This window comes from Streptomyces sp. NPDC052773, from assembly GCF_044547145.1.
Taxonomy (GTDB): domain Bacteria; phylum Actinomycetota; class Actinomycetes; order Streptomycetales; family Streptomycetaceae; genus Streptomyces.
Genome location: NZ_JBITZX010000013.1, coordinates 150,531 through 173,724, shown reverse-complemented (window position 1 = coordinate 173,724; position 23,194 = coordinate 150,531). Strand labels below are relative to the sequence as shown.

The following is a 23,194-nucleotide window of genomic DNA, read 5'->3' as shown; positions in this document are numbered from 1 at the left end:
GATCGTCATACGGTCAACGTAGAAACGCTCGCCGCATGCGCGGCGCTGCCCGGGCCGTTGACCGCCCGCGTGCACCCGGATGCCACACGCACCGGTGCACCGCGGCACCCCCTAGCCGGACGGCAGCGTCGGCTTGACGCGTCGCAGGAACGTCGCGTTGTCCGGGGTCTCGCGCAGCCGCCGGAGCAGGGTCTCCAGATCGGTCGCCACGTCACGGGAGCGGAGCACCCGGCGCAGGCCGCGCACGGTGGCGGACTCGGCGGGGGAGAGCAGCAGTTCCTCGCGGCGGGTGCCGGAGGCGGTGAGGTCGACGGCCGGGAAGAGCCGGCGGGCGGCGAGTTCGCGGCTGAGCCGCAGCTCCATGTTGCCGGTGCTCTTCAGCTCCTCGAAGAAGTACTCGTCGGCCCGCGAGCCGGTCTCCACCAGCGCGGTCGCCAGGATGGTGAGCGAACCGCCCTCCTCGGCCTGGCGGGCCGCCCCGAAGAACCGCTTCGGCCCGTGCGGCGCCGCCGCGTCGACACCACCGCTGAGGGTGCGCCCGCCGGACGACGCCGCGTTGTTGTACGCCCGGCACAGCCGGGTCAGGGAGTCGAGCAGGATCACCACGTCCTCGCCCTGCTCGACGAGCCGCTTGGCCCGCTCCACGACGAGTTCGGCGAGGGCGATGTGCTCCCGTGGCGTCCGGTCGAACGTCGAGGCGTAGACCTCGCCGCGCACCGAGCGCCGCATGTCGGTGACCTCCTCGGGACGTTCGTCGAGGAGGACGACCATGAGCCGGCACTCGGGGTGGTTGCCGGCGATCGCCGCGGCGGTCTGCTGGAGCAGCACGGTCTTGCCGCTCTTGGGCGGGGCCACGATCAGCCCGCGCTGCCCCTTGCCGACCGGCGCGATCAGGTCGGCGACGCGTCCGGTGAGCCCCGCGGCCGGGTGCTCCAGGCGGAGCCGCCGGTGCGGGTGCAGGGGCACGAGGTCGCCGAAGCGGCGCCGCCCGCGCGCCTCGTCGGGCGTACGGCCGTTGACGCGTACGACGCCGGTCAGCGCGCCCCGCCCGTCGCTCACACCGTCGACGAGGTCGCCTTTGCGCAGCCCGTACCGGCGGATCAGCGCGGCGGGGACCTGCGGGTCGGCGGGCGACGGCAGACAGTGCGCGGCGCGCAGCCGCCCCTTCCCGCCCGCGTCGACGTCGAGCACGCCGGTGACGGCCTGGGCGACCGGTGCGTGCTCCTTGAGGGAAGGGTGTTCCAGAGTGGTGGTCATGAGGTGGTCCTTTCGAGGACGGCAGCCATGAGAGAGGGAAGAGAGGGGGAAGGAGCCGCGCGGAAGGACGGGCGCACAGCGCACCGTGCGGGCGGCGGGAACGCACCTCGATGAGAGGCGGTGGAGAGGGGGAACGAAGAACCGGTACCGGCGCCCTCGACGGGGCGTACACAAGTACCACTCGCACTGTACCACCCACGGAGCCGCGGGCTCGGTGTCCGGCTGCCGCGAGTAGGCTGGCGCCGATGTTCAGCCCCGAAGGTCCCAGCCTCCGTGAACTCGCCGTCCAGGCGCTGTCGTCGGTCGAGCGCGGCTACGACCTGCTCGCGCCCAAGTTCGACCACACCCCGTTCCGCACCCCGGACTCCGTGCTGGACGCCGTCACCGCGGCCCTGCGCCGGCTCGGGCCCTTCGAGGACGGGCTCGACCTGTGCTGCGGCACGGGTGCGGGCGTCGGCGTGCTGTCCCGGGTGTGCTCGCGCGGCGTCACGGGGGTCGACTTCAGCGCGGGCATGCTCGCGGTGGCCCGTGACCGGGTCCGGCCCCCGGCGGGCGGGCCGCGCGTCTCCTGGGTGCGCGGGGACGCCCGCGCGCTGCCCTTCGGGCCCGCCTTCGATCTCGTGGTCAGCTTCGGCGCGTTCGGGCACTTCCTGCCGGCCGAGGTGCCGACCGTGTTCCGCCAGGTCCGCGCGGTGCTGCGGCCGGGTGGCCGCTTCGTCTTCCCGGTCGTCGCCCCGCCCCGCCCGGGCTCACGCGCCTACTGGGCGCTGCTGGGCTTCGACGCGGTGATGCGGGTGCGCAACGCGCTGTGGCGGCCCCCGTTCGTCATGTACTACCGGACGTTCGGACTCGGCCGGGTGCGCGATGAGCTCCAGCGTGCCGGGTTCGCCGTGGAGCTGTACGCCCTGCCCGAGTTCGGGCGGCGGCGGGACGGGAGCCCGCGGGTCCGGCTGGTGGCGGCCCGGCGGCTCCCGTGAGGCGCGGCGGTGCCGGGGGTCAGACCGCCGCGGGGAGGGTGAACTCGTAGACGAGCGCGTCCCGGTGGGCGTCCACGAGGAGGTCGGTGATCTCCAGCGGCCGGCCGTACTGGTCCTGGACCAGCCGGGTCACCCGGACCGAGGAGGTGTCCGGGATCCGGGTGATGATGTCGCGGTGGTGCAGGGTGAGTCCGGCCCGGCGCATCCAGTCGTAGGCGCGCCGCAGCTGCGCGGAGGAGGTGCCGTGGGCGCGGTCGCGGTAGCGCCCCAGTTCGGTGACCTCCGCGAGCGCCACCGCCGAGAAGGAGGTCACGGCGGTGCGCCGGCCCCGGCCGTCGGCGCCGGCCGACTCGTAGCGGTGCACCAGGGTCGGCCGGTGCGGGGCGAGCCCCAGCGCCTCGGCGTGCTCGGGCGGCGGGATCTCCCAGGCGACGGTGGCCCGGTCGACGGCGCGGGGGTCCGCGGGGCGGCGTGCGCCGACGGGGAAGGCGAGCGAGGTCGGATGCTCGACCGGCGGGCCGGGGAGAGTGGCGTGGCTGCCCCGGCGGTCGGTGGCGACCAGTCCGTCGCGGCGCAGGACCTCGAGCGCCTGCCGTACGGTCTCCCGGCTGACCCGGAAGTACTCGGCCAACTGCCGTTCGCCGGGCAGCCGTTCGCCGGGCGGGATGGTGCCGTCGCGCAGCTCGCCCAGCAACTCGGTGGCGATCCGCCAGTACAGAGGCTGGTCGGCGCCGCGGTGGGCGGTCCGGTCGGCGGTCTGCGGGTGGTCGTGCGGGGTGGTGCGGGCCATGCCGCGCCCTCCTGTTGGTGACGTGCCGTAGCCGTGCAGGCTCATTGCGCCACCACATCTAGCATTGGTCTAAACCAGTAGGGAAGGGCGGCCCGGCGGTTCGGCCGAAACCGCACCGCGCGGACCGCCCTTCCCCGGGTGTCACAGGGCGCTGTACACGGCCTCCACCAGCGCCGTCTTCCGCGGGTCGTCCGCGATACGCGCGCCCATGCGGTTCATCACATAGCCCAGCGAGACCCCCGCCTCCGGGTCCACCAGCCCGCAGGAACCGCCGAAGCCGTCATGGCCGAAGGCACGCGGATTCGGCCCGTACGAGCCGTTCGCCCCGCTCAGCCACAGGCCGAGCCCGGCCTCCGTCTCCCGCTCGAACCCGGCGCCGAGCACCAGGTCCCGGCACGCGCCCTGCCCCTCGCGCACCCGCTCCGCCGCCTCCGCGGACAGCACGCGCCGCCCGTCGAGGTCACCCCGGCCCGCCAGGACGCCGTACAGGTCCGCGACCGCGCGGGCGGTGCCGTGGCCGTTGGCGGCGGGTATCTCGGCGGCCCGCCACTCGGGGGTGCAGGCCTCCCGTGCCCCCACCGCGGGGTTGGTCAGCGCGGCCAGCGCGGCGGGTGCCAACTGGCTGAAGACCGCCGCCTGTTCGCTGCGCGGGGCGGCCGGCGCGTGCACCAGGCGGGCGGCGCGCCCGGCGTCCTTCGCCGGCAGGCCGATGGTGAAGTCGATGCCGAGCGGCCCGGTCACCTCCCGCTCCAGGAAGGCGCCCGGCAGCAGCCCCGAGACCCGGCGCACCACCTCGCCGACCAGATGGCCGTAGGTCAGCGCGTGATAGCCGGAGACCGTTCCGGGCTCCCACCACGGCGCCATCGCGGCGAGCCGCCGGGTCGTCAGCTCCCAGTCGCACAGGTCGGCGAAGGAGTGCGGTTCACGCGGCCCGGACAGTCCGGCCCGGTGGGAGAGCAGATGCCGGACGAGCACCCGCTCCTTGCCGGCCGCCGCGAACTCCGGCCAGTAGTCGGCCACCGGCGCGTCCAGGTCCAGCAGTCCCCGGTCGGCGAGGATGTGCGCGCACAGCGCCACCGGGCCCTTGGTGGTGGACCAGACGTTGACCACGGTGTCGCGCTCCCAGGGCCGGGTGCGCTCGGGGTCGGCCCAGCCGCCCCAGAGATCGACCACCCGCACCCCGTCGACCGTGACGGCGATCGCGGCACCCAGCTCGCCGCGGTCGCGGAAGTTCTCCTCGAACGCCGTGCGCACCGCCGTGAAGCGGCTGTCGCAATGGCCGTGGACTTCTGGCTCGCGCTCGGACATGCACCCTCCGTCGTCCCTCGGAAGGCCCGGCGCGCGCTGTCGCGCACCGGACCGCCGCCGAACGTACCGACTGGTCGGACCGGAGGGAAGCGGGCGTCGCGCGAATCGGCCTGGATCAGGCGTACGACCGCAGCCAGCGCATCCTGGCCTGATCCTGGTACGGTCCGCCGCCCTCGTGGTCGTTGAACTCGTAGACCTCGATCGCCTTGTCGTCGTGCGCCCAGGCGTTGAACGCCGCGAACACCGTCGAGGGAGGACACGTCTGGTCCTCCAGCGCCGCCGAGAGCAGGGCGGGCGCCCGGCCGCGGGCGGCGAAGTGCACGCCGTCGAAGTACGACAGGGTGCGCCGGACCTCCTCGGCGCGGCCGCGGTGCGTCTTCAGGTACAGGCCGATCTCCCGGTACGGGTGACGGTCCGTCAGCGTCGTGGCGCGCGGGAAGTCGCACAGGAACGGCACGTCCGGCGCGACCGCCACCAGGTCCGGCACCAGCCCGCCGACGGCGAGGGTGATGCCGCCGCCCTGGCTGGCGCCGAGCGCGACGGTGCGGGAGGCGTCGGTGAGCGGGTGCGAGCGGGCCGCCTCGACGGCGCGCACGGCGTCCGTGAACACCCGGCGGTAGTAGTAGTTCTCCGGCGCGTCGATGCCGCGGGTCATGAAACCGGGGTAGGCGGGGCCGCCGCCCACCGGGTCGGTGGTGCCGCCTCCGCCGCCCCAGGCGCTGCCCTGGCCGCGGGTGTCCATCACGAAGTGCGCGCGGCCGGTCGAGGCCCACAGCAGATGCTCGTGCGGCAGGCCGCGCCCGCCGCCGTAGCCGACGAACTCCACCACCAGCGGCAGCGGTTCGTCCGCGCCGGCGGGCAGTATCAGCCAGCCCTTCACCGGGTGGCCGCCGAACCCGGCGAACGTCACGTCGTACACCTGCACGGTCGACAGGCCGGTCTCGACGGGCTCGAACCGGGCGTCCAGGTCGTGCTCGCGCGCTTCCCGGAGGGTCTTGGACCAGAAGGCGTCGAAGTCCTCGGGCTCGGTGGACGCGCTGCGGTACTCCCGCAGCTCGTCGAGCGGGAGGTCGAACAGGGCCATGGAGGGACCGCCTTGTGTGCAGAGGGCCGTTGATGATCAAACACCGTACGGTCGGGGGTGGCGGATCGCCACCGCCTGCCCATTTATCGGACGCTGTCCGGCATCTCGAACGCCTGCATCTCCCGGGCGGCTCTCACGCCCTCCGCCGGGTCCACTCCGGCTCGGTGCGCGCCCACTCCCGTTCCCACTCCGCCAGCCGGTGGCGGAGCGCCGCCCGGCGGACCAGCGTGTGGCCGACCAGCACCACACCCGCCGTGACGCCCGCCGCGCAGACCCCCATGGCGACGGTGTGCTGCCAGACCGCGCTCGCGTCCGGTGGGGGAGGCACGCTGCGGCCCCGGCCGTCGAACCACACGTCGACCGTCTCGCCCCGCGCGGTGCCCGCCGGAACGCGCGCGACCGCCGTGCGTACACCGGTGTCGGGATCGGTCCAGCGCACGGTCGCCCGGTACGTGTACTCACGGCCGCCCTGCAGCGGCACCGCGCCCGGGGTGCGGCCGACCACCTCGGCCCGCACCCGCTGCCGTTCCGCGCGCTGCTCGGCCACCGTCGTCCGCGCGTCCTGATGCGCCCACCAGGCCGCGACCGCCCCGGTCAGCGGCGCGCCCAGCACCAGCAGGACGGTGACGACCAGCACCGTCCACGCTTCCACGACGTCCGACCGGCGCCGCAGCGGATTGCGCTGCCACCGCCAGCCGCGCACCCGGGTTCGCATCTCCGCCTCCTCGCCGCGTCCGCGCGCGAGCACCCACACGCATCTCGTACCCCGTCCGATGGGGTTCGTTCACCCGGGGTGCGAGCCGCGCGCGGAGAGTAGCGCGGGGGCGGGAGCCGGCTCAGCCGAAGCGTTCGATGCGGATGCGGTCCACCGGCTGCCCGGCCGCCACCAGCAGCCGGGAGGCGTGCTCGGCGAAGGCGTTGGACCCGCAGACGTAGACCTCCCAGCCGCCCGGCGGCTGCTCGGCCAGCAGCGGCTCGAGGTGCGCGGCCGTCATCCGGCCCACGGGCACGCCCGCGGGAGCGCTCCGGGTGAACACGGGGGTGGTCTCCGCGCCGTACTCCCGCGCGTAGATCAGCTCCTCCGGGCTGCGCGCGGACACCAGCAGCCGCAGCGGCACGTCCAGCCCTCGCGCCCGGTGGTGCCGGAGCATCGACATCAGCGGTACGACGCCGGACCCGGCGCCGATCAGCAGGGCCGGCCGGTCGCCGGGCCAGGCGAAGAAGCCGCTGACCGGACCGCGCACCTCGACCCGGTCGCCGGGCCGGGCCTCGGTGTGGAACCAGCCGGAGACCTCGCCGCCCTCGACATGGTCCAGGGTCAGCTCGATGTGCCCGGAGTCGTCGGGCGCGGACGCCAGCGAGTAGTGCCGCTGGGCGGTGTATCCGTCCTCGGCGGTCAGCCGCAGCTGGAGGTGCTGGCCGGGGACATGGCCGACCCAGGCGGGCACCGCGAACCGGAAGGTGGCCGCACGCGGGGTCTCCCGGCGGATCTCGGTGAGGGTGGCGGTCTGCCAGACGCCCGCGCCCTGATGGGTCACGGCGATCCGGCCGGGGATGGCGAACCGGGTCGGGGGAGTGAAGGCGGGGGGAGTGGACGTCTCAGTCACCGGAGTACCGCTGCTCCTCCCACGGGTTGCCCCGCGCGTGATAGCCGTTCTGCTCCCAGAAGCCCGGCTCGTCGTGGTCGAGGAGCCGCAGGCCCGCGATCCACTTCGCGCTCTTCCAGAAGTACAGGTGCGGCACCAGCAGCCGCGCCGGGCCGCCGTGCTCGGGGGCGAGCGGCCGCCCGTCGTAGGTGAACGCGATCCACGCCTTGCCGCCGGTGAGGTCGGCCAGCGGGAGGTTCGTGGTGTACCCGGTGTGCGAGTAGGCGACCGCGTGCGTGGCGGACGGCAGCGGCCGTACGGCGTCCAGGAACGCGTCCACGGACACGCCGCCGAACCGCACGCCGAACTTCGACCAGCTCGTCACGCAGTGGATGTCGCCCTCGTACACCGACCCGGGCAGCGCGTGCGCCTGCTCCCAGGTCCAGGTGCGGTCCTCCTCGACCAGTCCGTCGATGCGGAAGGTCCAGTCGGCGGGGGCGAGGTCGGGGGTGACCTCGGCGGACAGGACGGGCCAGTCGTCGCCCGCGTCGTACTGCCCGGGCGGCAGGCCCGGACGGTGGACGCGCGGGCGCCCGGTGAAGCCTCGGGTGACGTTCATGGTTCAACCGTACGTGCCCCCGGAAGCCGCCCTGACCTCCGGGTCCGGGAACAGTCGCAGGTCACACACTCGCCGGGGTGACGCCTGACCGTGCGCGAGCGGCGGCGGGGCACAAGGCTCACGCGTCCCCGGTCTCCGGCGGTGTCCAGGCGTTGTAGCGGATCAGATAGCCGGCGAACCGCTCCAGATCCTCCTCCGGCCAGTCCGCCAGCCGCTCCCGGAAGGCCGCCCGGCGACTCTCGGTGACCCGGGCGAGGAGCCGGCGGCCGGTGTCGGTGAGGTGGAGCACCTGGACGCGGTGGTCGTCCGGGTCGAGGCGGCGCTCGATCAGCCCGGACCGCTCCAGCGCGGCCACCTGGCGGCTGACGGTGGACTTGTCCAGGGCGTAGTGCGCGGCCAGGTCGGTGGCGCGGCAGCCGCCGCGCTCCTCGAGATGGCCGAGCAGGGTGTACGAGACGAGCGACAGCTCCGGGTGCATCCGCCCCGCCGAGGCCCGGGCACGACGGGCGAAGGCCGTCATCTCGCGCTGGATGGCCTCCACGGCCTCGGCTGCTGTCACGGTCACCGACCTCCTCGGACATCCGGTTGTATAGTACAACTAGAAGGGAAGTTGTATATGCCAACTGGTTCTCCGGGCCGGCTTGGCGAACCGAAGGAGGATCCGGGCATGCGGTCACCCGCGTTGCGCCATGTGCTCACGCACCTGATCACCCCGCTGCTGATGTGCGTGGGCATGGGGCTCGCCTACATGGGGGCGTTCGTGACCCCCGAGCCGAACCACCTGCCGGTCGCCGTCGTCGGCACCGGCCCGGAGACGAAGGCGTTCGCCCAGTCGGTCGCGGACGAGGCGGGCGACGCGCTCGACGTACGCACCGTCCCGGACCGGGAACACGCCGTCGACCTGCTGAGGTCCCGCGACATCACCGGCGCCTACGTACCGGGCGCGAAGGCGCCCGAGGTCATCGTCGCCACCGCCGCCTCCGACATGGGCGCCATGGCGGTGCAGAAGGTCTTCGCCCCCGTCGCCGCACACCAGGGCGTCCCGCTGAAGGTGACCGACGTGGCGACCCCCGTCGACGACGACCCCACCGGACAGGGCCTGTTCTTCCTGATGATCGCGGTGAGCATCGGCTCCTACGCCTCGGTGGCCGTGCTCGGCGGCGCGGGCGGCGCCCTGCCGATGCGGTCGCGGGCCCTGCTGACCCTCGGCGTCTCCGTCGTGGTCAGCGGCATCGGCGCGCTGCTCGCCGGACCCGTCTTCCACCTCGCCCACCACGACCTCGCCGGCGTCTGGGCGCTGGCCTGGCTCTACTCCGCCGGCATCCTGCTGATCGGCGTCGGCCTGCACACCTTCCTCAAGCGCTGGACCACCCTCGCCATGATGGTGCTGTTCGTGATGCTCAACTTCACCAGCTCCGGCGGCCTGTTCCGGCCCGAGCTGCAGAACGGCTTCTTCGGCACCCTGCACGCCTTCTGGAACGGCGCCGGTTTCGTCGAGGGCACCCGCAGCCTGCTGTACTTCGACGGCGACGGACTGGGCCGCACCGTGGGCACGCTGCTCGCCTGGCTGGTGGCGGGCCTCGCCGTCACGGCGATCGCGGGCGCGTACGAGCGGGCGCGCGCCGGCCGGGCCGCCCCGGCCCACCGCGAGACCGGACAGGAAGCCGAGGAGGAGGCCGAAGAAGCCGTCGGCGTCTGACCGTTCGAGGCGTGGGATAAGGTGACCCCCGGCCGTGGACGGACCCGGCCGTGCGAACCCCGGGAGGTGAGACCCATTACCGCTGTGACGGCTCGGGTGCCCTCACCTCGCCACGGCGCGGATCGCCGGCTCGGCTGAGGCCCGAGGACGCCCTTCGGCTCCCGAAAGGCTCAGGGTTCATGCCCGCTTCCCCTTCCTCCCGCTCCTCCGCCGAGTCCCCCCTCTCCCGTACGGCCGTCATCGCCGCGCTGCGCGCCGCCGGCTGTGTCTTCGCCGAGGACGAGGCCGACCTGCTCCTCGGCGCCGCCCGGACCCCGGACGAACTCGCCGCCCTGGTGGACCGCCGGGTCGCCGGTCTGCCCCTGGAACTCGTCGTCGGCTGGGCCGAGTTCCGCGGCCTGCGTATCGCCGTGGAACCCGGCGTGTTCGTCCCCCGCCGCCGTACCGAGTTCCTGGTCGAGCAGGCGCTCGCCCAGGCACCGCGCGCGCGGCTCGTCGTCGACCTGTGCTGCGGCTCCGGCGCGGTCGGCGCCGCCCTCGCCGACGCGCTCGGCCCCGTCGAACTGCACGCCGCCGACATCGACCCGGCCGCGGTGCGCTGCGCCCGCCGCAACCTCGCCCCGGCGGGCGGCCGGGTGTACGCGGGCGACCTGTTCGAGGCGCTGCCCGCCACCTTGCGCGGCCGGGTCGACATCCTCGCGGCCAACGTGCCGTACGTCCCCACCGGCGAGGTCGGCCTGCTGCCCGCCGAGGCCCGCGACCACGAGCCCCTGACCGCCCTCGACGGCGGCGCCGACGGCCTCGACGTCGCCCGCCGGATCGCCGCCGAGGCACCCCGCTGGCTCGCTCCCGGCGGCTGCGTGCTGACCGAGACCAGTGAGCGCCAGGCCCCCGCGGCCGTCGAGGCGTTCACCCGGGCCGGGCTGACGACCCGGCTGGCGGTCTCCGAGGAGTGGTACGCCCAGGTCGTCATCGGCGTGGCCTGATCGCCTGACCGCGCGAGCGGGTCCGACGTGAACGTCGCGCCCCGCTCGCGCGTCACAGGAGGGACATCGGCCGTCCGTCCCGGGGGAGTCCATGCGTACGAACCATCCACGCGCCGCGCGCGTCCTCGCGGCCCTCGTCGTGCTCGCGGCCGGGGCCGCCACGGCGGGCTGCGGAAACGAGCGGCCAAGGGAGGCGTCCGGGGTGCGCGACGGCGGGCAGGCCCCGGGGGCCGCCGTCCGCGCCCGGCTGGTCGCCGAGGCCTGGGACGGCTCGCGCGCCGCCGAGCTGTGGCGTACGGGCTACCACCCGACGGGGGAGGAGATCCGGCTGCCCGAGGACGCCTTCCACGACGAGACCGACAAGGAGGCCTACGGCACCCGGAACCTCGAGTTGCGCGGCGAACTCCCCGAACCGGGGCAGGACAAGGGGACGGTCGAGTGGGAGAGCGGCGGCTCGCTCACCCTGCCCCTGACGGACGCGCGGGAGGCGTACGCGGACCTGGACCGCGGCAGCGGCCCGCATCCGCTCACCGTGACCCGGGTACGGCTCGGCGAGATGACCATCGCCACCAGCCGCGGCCCGGCCACCGTCCCCGAAGTGGGACTGACGCCCCCTCAGTTCTCGGTGCGGGCGCGGGCGATGAGGACCGCCACGTCGTCGTGGTTGTCGGGATGGTGCAGGGTGCGCAGCAGCAGATCGCAGATCTCGTCCAGCGGGCGCGCCGGACCGCCGAGCAGGGACAGCAGGGTGTCCAGCCGTTCGTCGAGGGAATGCCGACGGGTCTCCACCAGCCCGTCGGTGTAGAGGACGAGCTGGTCGCCCGGTTCCAGGTCGAACACCGTGGTCGAGAAGGCCACCCCGCCCACGCCCAGCGGCGCCCCCGTGGGCAGGTCGAGCAGTTCCGGCCCGTTCCCGGCGCGCACCCGCACGGGCGGCAGATGGCCCGCGTTCGCGATCCGGCACTGCCGCAGCCGCGGATCGTGGACCGCGTACAGACAGGTGGCGATCGAGTGGTCCAGATCCGCCGTGATCCGGTCCAGATGCTCCAGCAGCCGGGCCGGATCGAGGTCGAGGGCGGCCAGCGTGTTGGTCGCGGTGCGCAGCCGGCCCATCGTCGCGGCGGCGTTGATACCGCTGCCCATCACATCGCCGACGACCAGCGCCGTCTTGCCGTCCTCCAGCGGGATCACGTCGAACCAGTCCCCGCCGACCTCGACGGTCGCCCCGGCCGGCTGGTAGCGGGAGGCCACCTCCAGGCCCCCGGTGACCGGGGGATGGCTGGGCAGCAGGCTGCGCTGGAGAGTGAGCGCGGTGTTCCGGGCGTTCTGGTACCAGCGGGCGTTGTCGATCTGCACCGCCGCCCGGGCCGCCAGCTCCCGCGCCAGCAGCAGATCGTCCTCCCCGAACGGCAGCGGATTGCCGGTCCGCTTCAGATCCAGCGCTCCGAGCACCTCGCCGCGCGCGATCAGCGGCACCGCCAGATACGAGTGGACGCCCGCCCGGCCGAGCAGCACGGCTGCCTCCGGGGAGCGCGCGATACGCGGCAGATCCTCGTCCTTGACCTGCGGCACCAGCACGGGACGCCCCGTACGCACACACTGGGTGACGAGCCGGTCGGGCCCGTAGCGGGCCACCTGCCCCGGGGGGTCGGCGGCGCTCAGCGCCTCCGGCGATCCCTTGGCCCGCACCGCCAGCGCGCGGATCACCGCGGGCTCGGCCGGGCCGACGGTGCTGGGGCGGCCCTCCACCACGGCCGCCAGCAGATCCACGGCCGCCACGTCCGCCAGCTCCGGCACGGCCACGTCGGCCAGTTCCCGCGCGGTCAGCTCCAGATCCAGGGTGGTGCCGATCCGCGTGGAGGCGTCGGCGATCAGGGCGAGGCGGCGCCGGGCCGCCTCCGCCTCCACGCCCGCCCGGTACTGATCGGTGACGTCCACCACCGACAGCGCCACACCCAGCACCGTGCCGAGCGTGTCCTCCAGCCGGTACAGCGAGACCGACCAGGCGCGGTCCTCGTCCGGGTCGGCCGGGGTCCGCCCGATCGTGGACCGGTCGACGACCGACCGCCCGGTCTCCAGGACCCGGCGCGCCGCCTCCTCCAGGGCGTCCGCGTCCATCCCCGGCACCACCTCGCGCACCGCCCGCCCCATGTGCTGCTCGGCCGGGACGCCGTCGATACGCTCCAGCGCCGGGTTCACGGAGACATACCGCAGCCCGCCGTCCAGCACCGCCAGCCCGATCGGCGACTGCGCCACCATCCGGGACGACAGCGCGACGTCACGCTCCAGCCGCCGCACGGTCGAATAATCGGCGGCGAGCCCGAGGGCGTAGACGTCGCCCCGGTCGTCCAGCAACCGCATGTTGCGGAACTCCACCAACCGGGTGCTGCCGTCCTTGAGCCGCACCGGGAACGCGCCCGCCCAGCCCCGCCCCGTGGCCAGCACGTCGGCGAACAGCTCGACGACCAGATCGAGGTGCTGTTCGTGCACCATCAGCCGCGCCGCGTACCGGCCCAGCGCCTCGTCCGCCGGATAGCCGAACAGGTCCTCCGCCTGCGGGCTCCACAGCACGATCCGGCCCTCGGCGTCGAGCACCACCGAGGCCACGCCCAGCTCGTCCAGCAGCCCGCTGGGCCGGCCCGCACCGCGGCCCGGCCCGGCTCCGTCAGCCACGGGAGGCCCGGTTGCACCCATCGCACGCACCGCCTTCGCCTTCGGCACGCCCCGCCCCGCGTGCCGACTCCCCTTGTCGTCCTGCGCTCAACCATCTCTCTTACGCCACCCCGCCCCACTCCACCATCCCCCGAGACGGCCCGGCTGGTCGGACGAATCACCCGGGAGCGGTGCGCGACGGGTGCTGCGGCCGGGCGATGTTCGGTGGCTCCCGCCGGGGATCGGCCGGCCGGTGGAGTTCCGCCGGGGGCCGTTGCCGGTGGTGCTCCGCCGGTGCTGGTGCTTTCCTGGGGGAGTGCGGGCGGTCGCGCGGGGCACTCGCGTATCTCCGGCACTGCCATGAGAGGAGCGGTCACCATGAACGGCGAACGGTCGCACCCGGAGTCCGTCTCCGTGGAGATCAGCGGGTGCAGCAAGGAGGACGCCCGGATCGTCTTCGACACCCTGTGCGCGTGTTTCGCGTCCGACCGTTGCGCGGACGACGTGCCCGAGCAGTGGCACGAGACCCGTCCGATGGTCTGGCTCGGCACCTTCGATGTCGCCGACGCCCACCAGGGCGCCCGTCCCGCCCGGCTCTCGGCCCCGGTCACGGCCGACGTCCAGGGCGGCTACTGGGCGATCGACCGGTTCCGTACGACCCTCGACTCGCTGTTCTCGGTCCACGACCTCAGCACGGCCTCCGGCGACCAGGAGCGGGAGCTGCACCTGATCCTGGAGAGCCGCTGACCCAGGTGAGTGAACGGGCGGTCACCGGCGCGGTCCGGTGACCGCCCGATCCGTGTCCCGCGCCGAGCTGTGCGACCGGTCACGTCCTCGCCCCAGCGTTGTGCAACTAGTTGCACAAAACCTGTGCGGTCCTCTACAACTACAGGGCACGAGACCGCGCACGGAGGCGTCGATGAGCCGTTACCCGCACCTGCTGAGCCCGCTCGACCTGGGCTTCACCACCCTGCCCAACCGCGTCCTGATGGGCTCCATGCACGTCGGCCTGGAGGAGGCCGAGGGCGGCTTCGAGCGGATGGCGGCCTTCTACGCCGAGCGCGCCCGCGGCGGCGTGGGCCTCATCGTCACCGGCGGCATCGCCCCCAACGACGAGGGCCGGCCCTACGAGGGCGGCGCCAAGCTCACCACCGAGGCGGAGGCCGGGCAGCACCGGGTGATCACCGAGGCCGTGCACCGCGAGGGCGGCCGGATCGCCCTCCAGATCCTCCACTTCGGCCGCTACGCCTACCACCGCGACCTGGTCGCCCCGAGCCCCCTCCAGGCCCCGATCAGCCCCTTCCCGCCGCGCGAGCTGACCGACGCCGAGGTCGAGCGCACCATCGACGACTACGCCCGCACCGCCCGCCTCGCCCGCGAGGCCGGCTACGACGGCGTCGAGATCATGGGCTCCGAGGGCTACCTCATCAACGAGTTCATCGCCGCGCCCACCAACCGGCGCACCGACCGCTGGGGCGGCTCCTACGAGAACCGCATGCGCTTCCCCGTCGAGATCGTCCGCCGGGTGCGCGAGGCCGTCGGCGAGGACTTCATCGTCGTCTACCGGCTGTCCATGCTCGACCTGGTGCCCGGCGGCTCCACCCTGGACGAGGTGATCACCCTCGCCAAGGCCGTCGAGGCCGCCGGGGCGACCATCATCAACACCGGCATCGGCTGGCACGAGGCCCGCATCCCCACCATCGCCACCTCCGTGCCCCGCGGCGCCTACACCTGGGTCACCAAGCGGCTGATGGGCGAGGTCTCCGTCCCGCTCGTCACCACCAACCGCATCAACACCCCCGAACTCGCCGAGCAGCTCCTCGCCGACGGCACCGCCGACATGGTCTCCATGGCCCGCCCGATGCTCGCCGACCCCGAGTTCGTGAAGAAGGCCGCCGCCGGCACCCCCGAGGCCATCAACACCTGCATCGGCTGCAACCAGGCCTGCCTCGACCACACCTTCAGCGGCCAGATCACCTCCTGCCTGGTCAATCCGCGCGCCTGCCACGAGACCCAGCTCGTGCTCTCCCCGACCCGGCTGCGCAAGCGGATCGCCGTCGTCGGCGCCGGACCGGCAGGCCTCGCGTGCGCCGTCTCCGCCGCCGAACGCGGCCACGAGGTCACCCTGTTCGACGCCGCCGCCGAGATAGGCGGCCAGCTCAACGTGGCCCGCCAGGTCCCCGGCAAGCAGGAGTTCGACGAGACCCTGCGCTACTTCCGCCACCAGCTCGACGCCCACGGCGTGGACGTACGGCTGAACACCTGGGTGACCGCCGACGACCTCTCCGGCTACGACGACGTGGTGATCGCCACCGGCGTCACCCCGCGCACCCCCGACATCCCCGGCGTCGACCACCCGAGCGTCCTCGGCTACCTCGACGTACTGCGTGACGGCGCCCCCGTCGGCGACCGCGTCGCCATCCTCGGCGCCGGCGGCATCGGCTTCGACGTCGCCGAATACCTCACCGACAGCGGCGACAAGGCGAGCGAGGACCCCGAGACGTACTTCCGTCACTGGGGCGTGGACATGGCGTACGCCGCACCCGGCGGCCTCGCCGCCCCCGAGCGGCCCGCCCCGCCGCGCACCGTCCACCTGCTCCAGCGCAAGACCAGCAAGGTCGGCGCGGGCCTCGGCAAGACCACCGGCTGGATCCACCGCACCGAGCTGAAGCACCGCGGCGTCACCATGGTCCCGGGCGTGCGCTACGACCGTATCGACGACGCCGGACTGCACATCACCGTCGGCGAGGAGAGCACCGTCCTGGAGGTCGACACCATCGTGCTGTGCACCGGCCAGGAGCCGCGCCGCGACCTCTACGACGCGCTGATCGAGGCCGGCCGCCCCGCCCACCTCATCGGCGGCGCCGACGTGGCCGCCGAACTGGACGCCAAGCGCGCCATCAAGCAGGGCACGGAGCTGGCGGCGGCGCTCTGAGCCGGACCCGGGGCCGTCCCTAGGATGACCCCCATGTCACTCCCGCACGCGATCCTCACCGCTCTGCTCGAAAAGCCCTCCTCGGGGCTGGAGCTGACCCGCCGGTTCGACAAGTCGATCGGCTACTTCTGGTCGGCGACGCACCAGCAGATCTATCGCGAGCTGGGAAAACTGGAGGCCGACGGCCTGATCCGGGCCCTGCCGAGCGAGCAGCCGGCCCGCGGGCAGAAGAAGAGCTACGAGGTGCTTCCCGCGGGCCGCGAGGAGCTGGCCCGCTGGACCGCCGCGTCCCAGGACCCCAAGCCGCACCGCGACACCCTGCTGCTGCGGCTGCGCGCCGGGGCGGTCGTCGGCACCGAGGGCCTGGAGGAGGACCTGCGCCGTCACCTGGAGCTGCACCGGCGGCAGCTCGCCGAGTACCGGGAGATCGAGAAGCGGGACTTCCCGCCCGGCCGGGACAGCGCCCAGGACCGGCTGCGGCATCTGGTACTGCGCGCGGGCATCGACCTGGAGACCTTCTGGACCCAGTGGCTCACCCACGCGCTGGCGGAGTTCGCCGAGCTGCCGCCGGATCAGAGCCGGTGAGGCTTGGCGCGGCGGCGCAGGAACCAGCCCCCCGCGATGACGCCCGTGCCGACCAGCACCCCGCCCGCCACCATGGTGAGCGTGCCGTAGTCCTTGGTGCCGCCGCCCATGCCGCCCATCACACCCCGGGACGGGGAGGCCGTCGGGGAGGCGGTGGGGGTGGTGGCCGAGGAGACGATGACGGTCTGGGTGCCCGCGGTGGAGCCGTTGGAGCACACCACGGTCACCGTGTACGTCCCCGGGCCGACACCGGACCAGGCGGCGGACTGCACACTGGCCGTCCCGGTCAGCGCGGCCTGCCGGCCCTGGGCGAAGCTCGTCTGGCTGCTGTTGAGCAGCGAGGCGTTGCCCCAGCTGCCGCCGACCTGGGTGCAGGCGCTGGTGGTCACCGAGACCGTGGAGCCGCTGGTGCTCACGGAGATGCCGGAGACCGCGCCGGCGGGTTGTGCGGCCAGGCCGAGGGGCAGCGCGGCGGCGGCTGCCACGGCGAGCCCGCAGCGGAGAAGTGGTTGGGATCTGCTCATGGGACGTGTCCTTCCGGCGGCACGGTTGGCGGTACATCCCTTGCGCCGCCGGGGTCGGGAAACGCCCGTGCTGCCTCAGGGTCAGCCAACGGCCCCCGGTTGCGCCCCGCATGTGGACGGCGGCCGGCCAGGTGACGGATTACGCCGTCCGGGCGGCTCATCCGCCGGTCGTGACCGTCCGCTCCGCCGAGAACCCGCCCCAGGTGCCGTCCGGCAGCTTGGCGCGGATGCGCACCCGGTGCCGTACGCCGTCCTCACGGCCGAGGTAGAAGCTGTACGTCGCCTTCTCGCGCGGCGCGGACCCGCCCCAGACGAGGGAGGTCGCCGCCCGCCCGTCGAGGTGGATCTGGTACTCGGTGATCACCCCGTCGGCTCGCGGCGGCACCCAGGACAGGTCCAAATAGTGGACGCCGTCCTCGGTGCGGGTGGTGGCGCGGAAACCGGTGGGCGCGGTGCCGCGGCCGTCGTCGTCGCCCGGCGCGGTGGTGAGCCGTACGGCCGTGCTCGCCGGGGAGACGTTGTCCGCCGCGTCCCGGGCCCGGACGGTGAAGGAGTAGCGCGTGCCCGGCCGCAGCCCCGTCACGACCGTCCCGGTCTGGCTCCCGCCCACACTGTGGATCTTCGTACCGCCCTGATGGATGTCGTACGACACCACCCCCCGGTCGTCCTTCGCCGCCTCCCAGGTGAGCTGGACGGCCCGGCTCCCGGTCACCCGGCCCCGCACCCCGGCCGGCCGTGACGGCGCCGAGCGGTCGGCCGCCACGGCGGCGGGGGTGGTGGCCCGCACCTCCCGGCTGGGCGGGCCGAGCCGTCCGTCGGCGTCCCGCGCGCGCACGGTGAAGACATAGGTCGTGGCCGGCCGCAGCCGGGTGACGTCCACCATGTGCCGGGACCCGGGCACCTCCCGGACCTTGGTGGTGCCGCGGTACACCTCGTAGACGCGCACGCCCGCCTCCGCGGCGACGGCGTTCCACATCACGTGCACGCTGGTCGCGCTGCCGGCCGACGCGGTGACCCCGGTCGGCGCCCCGGGGGCCGGACGGTCCGCGCCGTCCCCGCCCCAGCCGCAGGACACCAGCGTCAGCGCGCCGCACACCAGCAGCGCGGATACGGGAACGCTTCGCACGACTCGGCCTCCCGGGGACGGGACGACGGAATGGTCCGGACCAATATGGCGCCCTGGCGCGATCACATCAAGAGGGCGGGGTCGTTTGCCGACGCCCGCGCGGGGGTGCGTATGCTGAACCTTCCCACGGACGAACTGGCCTCGGATGCCGGGGAGTTCGGGTCCGGGGCGCGGGTATCGCTGTCGTCGCTCGTCCCGCGTCCGGTGCGGGCGGCCGGGCGGCCGGATCCGACACGGAGTCAGACGCCCGGCCCCCACCGGAGATCGAGGGCGTGCACCGTCCGGCCCCGTCGGGGTGGCCGCGTGATCGCCGGCACGCACACTGGTCTGAGTGCCCGTCAGCCACCCTGAGGAGAGGCCCTCTTATCGTGCGTGTCCAGTCACTCGCGCTGGCCGCGGCAGGCGCCGCCCTGCTCGCCCCGACGACGCTCCCCGAATCTCCCGCCCCCGTCGCCGCCACGACCCCCGCTCCCGCCGCCGGTCCGGCCCACCCGCGCGTGACGCCGGACGCCGCCCGAGAGGGCGCCGTGAGCGCCGCCGACCTGCTGGCCAAGGCCCGGACTTGCGCCCCCGTCTCCCGCGGGCGTTACCGCAGCGACGAGGGAGCACCCGCGGACATCCCGGTGTGCGGCACCCGCGACGCCGTCTTCTGGAAGGCGGACCTCGACATCGACTGCGACGGCCGGCCCGGCCGCCACTGCAACGGCGACACCGACCCCTACTTCTCCGCCAGTACGGCCTTCACCCAGTCCGACGGCCGCTATCTGGACGCCGAACGGCTCCCCTTCATCGTCGTCCCGGCCGCGAGCGCCATCTGGAACCACCGGGACGACGACGTACGCGGCGGTTCGGTCGCGGCCGTGGTCCACCGCGACCGCGTGCAGTACGCGGTCGTCGGCGACGTCGGACCCGGCCACGTCATCGGGGAGGCGTCGTACGCCACGGCCGAGCGGCTCGGCATCAACCCCGACCCCCGGCGCGGCGGCACGGACTCCGGCGTCACCTACATCGTCTTCAAAGGTTCCCAGGCATCACCCATCGAGAGTCACGCCGCCGCCGTCGCGGAGGGGGAGCGGCTGGCACGGCGGTGGGTCGACGCGGGCTGACCGGCACGCGGGAAACGGCGGCGGAACCGAGGACCGGCCGGCCCGGCCCCGGGTCCGCCGCCGTACTCTCACCCGTGGGTCTCACACCTTGCGGTAGTCGTACGCCTCGCCCGCCGCCGCGGCCACCGCGTCCAGGTCCGCACCGGTGGCCGCCGTGACCACCGCGGCGACGGCGCCCTCCACGAAGGGCGCGTCCACCAGACGTGTGGTCGCGGGCAGTTCGTCGCCCTCCGCGAGGAGCGCCTTCACCGTGAGGACGGCGCTGCCCAGGTCGGTGAGCACGGCGACTCCGGCCCCGCGGTCCACGGAGGCTGCGGCCGCGGCGATCAGCTCGGCACTGGTGCCCAGCTCGCCGCCCTCCGTGCCGCCCGCCGGAGCCACGGGCACCGTCGTACCGCCACCGGCCAGCCCGCGGGCGAGGTCGGCGACGGAGGCGGCGACCTGCGCGCTGTGCGACACGAGCACGATCCCCACGATCCTCTCGGCCGTCACGTCACTCACCGGCGGCCTCCGCGAGTCCCGCGACCAGCAGCGCCGCCGAGGTGGCACCCGGGTCCTGATGGCCGATGCTCCGCTCGCCGAGATAGCTGGCCCGTCCCTTGCGGGCCTGCAACGGCGTGGTCGCGAGAGCGCCCTGCTCGGCGGCGGCCCGCGCCGCGCCGAAGCCGTCGCCGAGCGCCTCCACCGCCGGCACCAGCGCGTCGATCATGGTCTTGTCGCCCGGCGCGGCCCCGCCCAGCGCCATCACCGCGTCCACCCCGGCCCGCAGCGCCCCGGCCAGCTCCTCCTCACTCACCTCGGCGGCTTCTCCGAGCGCCTTGCCGGTGCGCCGCAGCAGCGTGCCGTAGAGCGGCCCGGATGCACCGCCCACCGTGGAGATGAGCTGCCGTCCGGCCAGCATGAGCACGGCCCCCGGCGTCGCGGGGGCCTCCTTCTCCACCGCCGCGGTCACCGCGGTGAACCCGCGCTGCAGATTGCTGCCGTGGTCGGCGTCCCCGATGGGGGAGTCGAGGGCCGTGAGCCGGTCCGCCTCGCGGTCCACGGACGCGGCGGTCGCCGTCATCCAACGGCGGAAGAAATCGGCGTCGAGCACGGAATCTCCTTGCGTGGTAGGTCGGTTGATCGCGTCGGCCCGGGTCACATACCCCAGCGCAGACCCGGCGTGCGCACCGGCGCGTCCCACAGCCGCAGCAACTCCTCGTCGACCTGGCACAGCGTGACGGAGGCGCCCGCCATGTCGAGGGAGGTCACATAGTTGCCGACCAGGGTGCGGGCCACGGCGACACCGCGCGCGGCCAGCACCCGCTGGACCTCCGCGTTGAAGCCGTACAGCTCCAGCAGCGGCGTCGCGCCCATGCCGTTGACCAGGACCAGCACGGGATTGCGCGGCGGCAGATCCTCCAGCACCGCGTGCACGGCGAAGTCGGCGATCTCCCCGGACGTCATCATCGGCCGCCGCTCGCGCCCCGGCTCGCCGTGGATGCCGATGCCCAACTCCAGCTCGCCCGGGGGCAGATCGAAGGTGGGGCTGCCCTTCGCGGGGGTCGTACAGGCGCTGAGCGCCACCCCGAAACTGCGGGAGCTCTCGTTGACCTGCCGGGCGATCGCCTCCACGCGCTCCAGCGGCTGCCCCTCCTCGGCGGCGGCGCCCGCGATCTTCTCCACGAAGAGCGTGGCACCGGTGCCGCGCCGCCCGGCGGTGTACAGACTGTCGGTGACCGCCACGTCGTCGTCGACCAGCACCTTGGCGACCTGGATGCCCTCGTCCTCGGCGAGCTCGGCGGCCATGTCGAAGTTCAGCACGTCACCGGTGTAGTTCTTCACGACGAACAGCACGCCCGCGCCACTGTCCACGGCCGCCGCCGCCCGCACCATCTGATCGGGCACCGGCGAGGTGAACACCTCCCCGGGACACGCCGCCGACAACATCCCGGGCCCCACGAACCCCCCGTGCAGCGGCTCATGCCCCGACCCCCCGCCCGAAACCAGTGCCACCTTCCCGTCGACCGGCGCGTCCCGCCGCACGATCACCCGGTTCTCCACATCCACGGTCAGCTCCGGATGCGCGGCGGCCATACCCCGCAGCGCGTCCGCGACGACGGTCTCCGGGACGTTGATGAGCATCCTCATGGGTTCCTCCGGAAGGGATTGCCAGGCGACTCTCCGGCCTGCCTTTTCGCAGGTCGGATGCGCCATCCTGTCGGTGATCTCGGCGGTCTGGCGGCGGTCGGGAGCGGGTGGCTCGGCGAACGTCGGGCGGATAAGGCTCGCTGAGGGAAGTATCGACCTTGCGGCAGCGAAGGTCACGCCTGCCGGTGGCGCGCCCCGGCACGAGTGCCCCGGGGCGCCGCCGAGCCCCAGCCCTTACATACCCCCCTCAGGTATGTTACCTTGCCGATGCGGGATACCCCCCTGGGGTATATGGAAAGGAGTCCGGTCATGACAACTGTCAATCCGCGCCGCTGGTGGGCACTGGTGGTGCTCGCCGCGGCCCAGTTCATGGTGATCATGGACACATCGATCATCGGGGTGGCTCTCCCCGAGATGCAGAAGGACCTCGGCTTCTCGCAGGGCGAGCTGCAGTGGGTCTTCAACGCGTACGTCATCGCCTTCGGCGGTCTGCTGCTCCTGGGGGGCCGGCTCTCCGACCTGCTGGGCGCACGCAGGATCTTCAACACCGGATGGGTCGTACTGATCGCCGGCTCGGTCGTCGCGGCTGCGGCGCAGACGGCATGGGTGGAGGTCGTCGGCCGCGCCGTGCAGGGCGTGGGCGGTGCGCTGATCGCCCCCTCGGCCATGACCCTGCTGATGATGCTCTTCGCGCACGACCCGAAGGAGCTCGGCAAGGCCATGGCCCTCTACGGCGCAGCCGCACCCGCGGGCGGCACGGCCGGTGTCTTCCTCGGCGGGGTGTTCACCGAGTGGCTGAGCTGGCCGTGGATCTTCATCATCTACGTCCCGATCGGCGTCGCCACTCTCGCCGCCACCAAGCTGCTGCCCGAGGTCGGCGGCCGTCGCGGAGCCGTCGACGTGTTCGGCGCGGCGGCGGTCACCGCAGGTCTCGCGCTCGCCGTCTTCGCCGTCGTCCGTGCGCCGGAGGCGGGTTGGACGTCCAGCGGTACGGTGCTCCAGCTGATCGGCGCCGCCGCACTGCTCGCTCTCTTCATCGTGATCCAGACGACGGTGCGTGAACCGCTGATGCCGCTCGGTATCTGGCGCGTCCCGCGGCTCGGCTCGGCCAACCTGGCGATGGCCCTGCTCGGTGCGGCGTGGATCCCGATGTGGTACTTCCTCAACCTCTACCTCCAGCAGGTCCTCGGCTACGGCGCCTTCGCCTCCGGTGCCGCCCTGCTGCCGATGACCGGTCTGCTGATGATCTTCATGACGGCGATCACGGCCAGGCTGCTGGCGAAGTTCGGCGCCAAGCCGCTGATCGGCGGCGGTCTGCTGGTCCTCGCGGCGGGGCTGCTGTGGCTGTCCGCCGTCGAGCCCACGGGCACCTTCGCGGTCGACGTCCTGCCCGCCTCGCTGGTCGCGGCGCTCGGCATGTCGCTCGCGTACATCCCGGCGATGATGGCCGCCATGTCCGGTGCCCCGCAGGAGCAGGCGGGCCTGGCGTCCGGCATCGTCAACACCACCTACCAGGTGGGTTCCGCCCTGGGCCTCGCGGCGCTGACCGCGGTCGCCACGTCGCAGGGTGCGGGCCGGCTGGGCGACCTGCCCGCGCTGACGGACGGCTTCAGTGCGGCCTTCGTCTGGGCCGCCGCGATCGCCGCGGCAGGCGGGCTGATCACCCTGCTGGGGATGCGCGGCGAGGGGAAGACTGCCGCCACTCCCGACGCTGACTCCGCAGCGCAGGCCGACCGGGTTCGTGTGTAGCTGCTCGGCTGGTGCGCACTGCCGTAGAACGCCAGAACTCACGGAGCCATCCGCCGTCCGACCTCATGGCCGGACGGCGGA

Annotated in this window: 21 protein-coding genes and 1 pseudogene; 8 read left to right on the top strand and 14 right to left on the bottom strand. The window is 73.6% G+C overall.

All coding sequences use genetic code 11. The features are described 5' to 3' along the window. Positions 1 to 111: 111 nt before the first annotated feature. Positions 112 to 1,260 (bottom strand): annotated as a pseudogene (gene rho / locus ACIG0D_RS26660) (transcription termination factor Rho); the annotation flags it as partial. 242 nt (positions 1,261 to 1,502) lie between these two features. Here rho and ACIG0D_RS26655 point away from each other — a divergent pair. Then, positions 1,503 to 2,234, top strand: coding sequence for a methyltransferase domain-containing protein (locus ACIG0D_RS26655; RefSeq protein WP_399805625.1), 732 nt, complete (start codon positions 1,503 to 1,505; stop codon positions 2,232 to 2,234). A gap of 19 nt (positions 2,235 to 2,253) precedes the next feature. Here the strand turns inward: ACIG0D_RS26655 and ACIG0D_RS26650 are convergent, their stop codons facing one another. From ACIG0D_RS26650 to ACIG0D_RS26620, 7 genes are all read right to left on the bottom strand, one after another. Further along, positions 2,254 to 3,024, bottom strand: coding sequence for a GntR family transcriptional regulator (locus tag ACIG0D_RS26650; protein ID WP_399805622.1), 771 nt, complete (start codon positions 3,022 to 3,024; stop codon positions 2,254 to 2,256). Between the two features lie 141 nt (positions 3,025 to 3,165). Further along, the gene (locus ACIG0D_RS26645) at positions 3,166 to 4,332 is read right to left on the bottom strand and encodes a serine hydrolase domain-containing protein (RefSeq protein WP_399805620.1); all 1,167 of its coding nucleotides are present in this window, start codon (positions 4,330 to 4,332) and stop codon (positions 3,166 to 3,168) included. Positions 4,333 to 4,447: 115 nt separating this feature from the next. After that, entirely contained in the window at positions 4,448 to 5,416 is a 969-nt protein-coding gene (locus ACIG0D_RS26640) for an acetylxylan esterase (protein WP_399805618.1), read from the bottom strand. Positions 5,417 to 5,549: 133 nt separating this feature from the next. Next, the gene (locus tag ACIG0D_RS26635) at positions 5,550 to 6,131 is read right to left on the bottom strand and encodes a hypothetical protein (RefSeq protein WP_399805616.1); all 582 of its coding nucleotides are present in this window, start codon (positions 6,129 to 6,131) and stop codon (positions 5,550 to 5,552) included. Between the two features lie 121 nt (positions 6,132 to 6,252). Next, positions 6,253 to 7,023, bottom strand: a complete 771-nt coding sequence (locus ACIG0D_RS26630; protein ID WP_399805614.1) for a ferredoxin reductase — start codon at positions 7,021 to 7,023, stop codon at positions 6,253 to 6,255. Further along, a complete protein-coding gene (locus tag ACIG0D_RS26625; protein WP_399805612.1) occupies positions 7,016 to 7,621 on the bottom strand; it encodes a sulfite oxidase-like oxidoreductase in 606 nt (201 codons plus the stop codon). Before ACIG0D_RS26625 ends, ACIG0D_RS26630 begins: the two co-directional genes overlap by 8 nt. Positions 7,622 to 7,739: 118 nt before the next feature. Next, a complete protein-coding gene (locus tag ACIG0D_RS26620; protein WP_399805713.1) occupies positions 7,740 to 8,180 on the bottom strand; it encodes a MarR family winged helix-turn-helix transcriptional regulator in 441 nt (146 codons plus the stop codon). 108 nt (positions 8,181 to 8,288) lie between these two features. On the opposite strand from ACIG0D_RS26620, the gene ACIG0D_RS26615 reads away from it, so the two are divergent. Both ACIG0D_RS26615 and ACIG0D_RS26610 read left to right on the top strand, forming a co-directional pair. Continuing rightward, positions 8,289 to 9,320: a hypothetical protein gene (locus ACIG0D_RS26615; RefSeq protein ID WP_399805610.1), complete on the top strand. Its 1,032-nt coding sequence runs from the start codon at positions 8,289 to 8,291 to the stop codon at positions 9,318 to 9,320. Between the two features lie 179 nt (positions 9,321 to 9,499). After that, positions 9,500 to 10,306 (top strand): putative protein N(5)-glutamine methyltransferase, encoded by an 807-nt coding sequence (locus ACIG0D_RS26610; protein ID WP_399805608.1) that lies wholly within the window; start codon positions 9,500 to 9,502, stop codon positions 10,304 to 10,306. A 615-nt stretch (positions 10,307 to 10,921) separates the two neighbouring features. Here the strand turns inward: ACIG0D_RS26610 and ACIG0D_RS26605 are convergent. Next, complete coding sequence (locus ACIG0D_RS26605) at positions 10,922 to 13,000, bottom strand: SpoIIE family protein phosphatase (protein ID WP_399805606.1); 2,079 nt, start codon at positions 12,998 to 13,000, stop codon at positions 10,922 to 10,924. A 336-nt stretch (positions 13,001 to 13,336) separates the two neighbouring features. Between ACIG0D_RS26605 and ACIG0D_RS26600 the strand changes: the two genes are divergently transcribed. The 3 genes from ACIG0D_RS26600 to ACIG0D_RS26590 all read left to right on the top strand — a co-directional run bounded on the left by ACIG0D_RS26600 (position 13,337) and on the right by ACIG0D_RS26590 (position 16,478). Beyond that, on the top strand, positions 13,337 to 13,705 hold the full coding sequence (locus ACIG0D_RS26600) for a hypothetical protein (RefSeq protein WP_365765069.1): 369 nt from the start codon (positions 13,337 to 13,339) through the stop codon (positions 13,703 to 13,705). A gap of 172 nt (positions 13,706 to 13,877) precedes the next feature. Continuing rightward, positions 13,878 to 15,893: an FAD-dependent oxidoreductase gene (locus ACIG0D_RS26595; protein ID WP_399805604.1), complete on the top strand. Its 2,016-nt coding sequence runs from the start codon at positions 13,878 to 13,880 to the stop codon at positions 15,891 to 15,893. A gap of 33 nt (positions 15,894 to 15,926) precedes the next feature. After that, positions 15,927 to 16,478 (top strand): PadR family transcriptional regulator, encoded by a 552-nt coding sequence (locus ACIG0D_RS26590; protein ID WP_399805602.1) that lies wholly within the window; start codon positions 15,927 to 15,929, stop codon positions 16,476 to 16,478. Here the strand turns inward: ACIG0D_RS26590 and ACIG0D_RS26585 are convergent. Next, positions 16,466 to 17,002 (bottom strand): hypothetical protein, encoded by a 537-nt coding sequence (locus ACIG0D_RS26585; RefSeq protein ID WP_399805600.1) that lies wholly within the window; start codon positions 17,000 to 17,002, stop codon positions 16,466 to 16,468. The genes ACIG0D_RS26590 and ACIG0D_RS26585 overlap by 13 nt on opposite strands. 157 nt (positions 17,003 to 17,159) lie before the next feature. Next, on the bottom strand, positions 17,160 to 18,128 hold the full coding sequence (locus tag ACIG0D_RS26580) for a fibronectin type III domain-containing protein (RefSeq protein WP_399805597.1): 969 nt from the start codon (positions 18,126 to 18,128) through the stop codon (positions 17,160 to 17,162). Positions 18,129 to 18,496: 368 nt separating this feature from the next. On the opposite strand from ACIG0D_RS26580, the gene ACIG0D_RS26575 reads away from it, so the two are divergent. After that, positions 18,497 to 19,234, top strand: coding sequence for a glycoside hydrolase family 75 protein (locus ACIG0D_RS26575; protein ID WP_399805595.1), 738 nt, complete (start codon positions 18,497 to 18,499; stop codon positions 19,232 to 19,234). 81 nt (positions 19,235 to 19,315) lie between these two features. Here ACIG0D_RS26575 and ACIG0D_RS26570 read toward each other — a convergent pair whose 3' ends face one another. Genes ACIG0D_RS26570 through dhaK form a run of 3 tightly spaced genes read right to left on the bottom strand, consistent with a single transcriptional unit; the run spans position 19,316 to position 21,364 of the window. Beyond that, complete coding sequence (locus ACIG0D_RS26570; protein WP_399805593.1) at positions 19,316 to 19,735, bottom strand: PTS-dependent dihydroxyacetone kinase phosphotransferase subunit DhaM; 420 nt, start codon at positions 19,733 to 19,735, stop codon at positions 19,316 to 19,318. Then, positions 19,728 to 20,327 carry a dihydroxyacetone kinase subunit DhaL gene (gene dhaL, locus ACIG0D_RS26565; protein WP_399805591.1) on the bottom strand — a complete coding sequence of 200 codons (600 nt, stop codon included), beginning with the start codon at positions 20,325 to 20,327 and terminating at the stop codon, positions 19,728 to 19,730. Before dhaL ends, ACIG0D_RS26570 begins: the two co-directional genes overlap by 8 nt. A 44-nt stretch (positions 20,328 to 20,371) precedes the next feature. Continuing rightward, complete coding sequence (gene dhaK / locus ACIG0D_RS26560; RefSeq protein WP_399805589.1) at positions 20,372 to 21,364, bottom strand: dihydroxyacetone kinase subunit DhaK; 993 nt, start codon at positions 21,362 to 21,364, stop codon at positions 20,372 to 20,374. A gap of 309 nt (positions 21,365 to 21,673) precedes the next feature. On the opposite strand from dhaK, the gene ACIG0D_RS26555 reads away from it, so the two are divergent. Then, positions 21,674 to 23,113: an MFS transporter gene (locus ACIG0D_RS26555; protein ID WP_399805587.1), complete on the top strand. Its 1,440-nt coding sequence runs from the start codon at positions 21,674 to 21,676 to the stop codon at positions 23,111 to 23,113. Positions 23,114 to 23,194: the final 81 nt, after the last annotated feature.

Bases quoted from the DNA above. Each gene is read 5' to 3' on its own strand.
- ACIG0D_RS26610 (WP_399805608.1), top strand. From the start codon at position 9,500: ATGCCCGCTTCCCCTTCCTCCCGCTCCTCCGCCGAGTCCCCCCTCTCC.
- ACIG0D_RS26600 (WP_365765069.1), top strand. From the start codon at position 13,337: ATGAACGGCGAACGGTCGCACCCGGAGTCCGTCTCCGTGGAGATCAGC.
- ACIG0D_RS26625 (WP_399805612.1), bottom strand. From the start codon at position 7,621: ATGAACGTCACCCGAGGCTTCACCGGGCGCCCGCGCGTCCACCGTCCG.
- ACIG0D_RS26555 (WP_399805587.1), top strand. From the start codon at position 21,674: ATGACAACTGTCAATCCGCGCCGCTGGTGGGCACTGGTGGTGCTCGCC.
- ACIG0D_RS26605 (WP_399805606.1), bottom strand. From the start codon at position 13,000: ATGGGTGCAACCGGGCCTCCCGTGGCTGACGGAGCCGGGCCGGGCCGC.
- ACIG0D_RS26585 (WP_399805600.1), bottom strand. From the start codon at position 17,002: ATGAGCAGATCCCAACCACTTCTCCGCTGCGGGCTCGCCGTGGCAGCC.
- ACIG0D_RS26635 (WP_399805616.1), bottom strand. From the start codon at position 6,131: ATGCGAACCCGGGTGCGCGGCTGGCGGTGGCAGCGCAATCCGCTGCGG.
- ACIG0D_RS26615 (WP_399805610.1), top strand. From the start codon at position 8,289: ATGCGGTCACCCGCGTTGCGCCATGTGCTCACGCACCTGATCACCCCG.
- ACIG0D_RS26650 (WP_399805622.1), bottom strand. From the start codon at position 3,024: ATGGCCCGCACCACCCCGCACGACCACCCGCAGACCGCCGACCGGACC.
- ACIG0D_RS26595 (WP_399805604.1), top strand. From the start codon at position 13,878: ATGAGCCGTTACCCGCACCTGCTGAGCCCGCTCGACCTGGGCTTCACC.
- ACIG0D_RS26645 (WP_399805620.1), bottom strand. From the start codon at position 4,332: ATGTCCGAGCGCGAGCCAGAAGTCCACGGCCATTGCGACAGCCGCTTC.
- dhaK (WP_399805589.1), bottom strand. From the start codon at position 21,364: ATGAGGATGCTCATCAACGTCCCGGAGACCGTCGTCGCGGACGCGCTG.
- ACIG0D_RS26640 (WP_399805618.1), bottom strand. From the start codon at position 5,416: ATGGCCCTGTTCGACCTCCCGCTCGACGAGCTGCGGGAGTACCGCAGC.
- ACIG0D_RS26590 (WP_399805602.1), top strand. From the start codon at position 15,927: ATGTCACTCCCGCACGCGATCCTCACCGCTCTGCTCGAAAAGCCCTCC.
- ACIG0D_RS26655 (WP_399805625.1), top strand. From the start codon at position 1,503: ATGTTCAGCCCCGAAGGTCCCAGCCTCCGTGAACTCGCCGTCCAGGCG.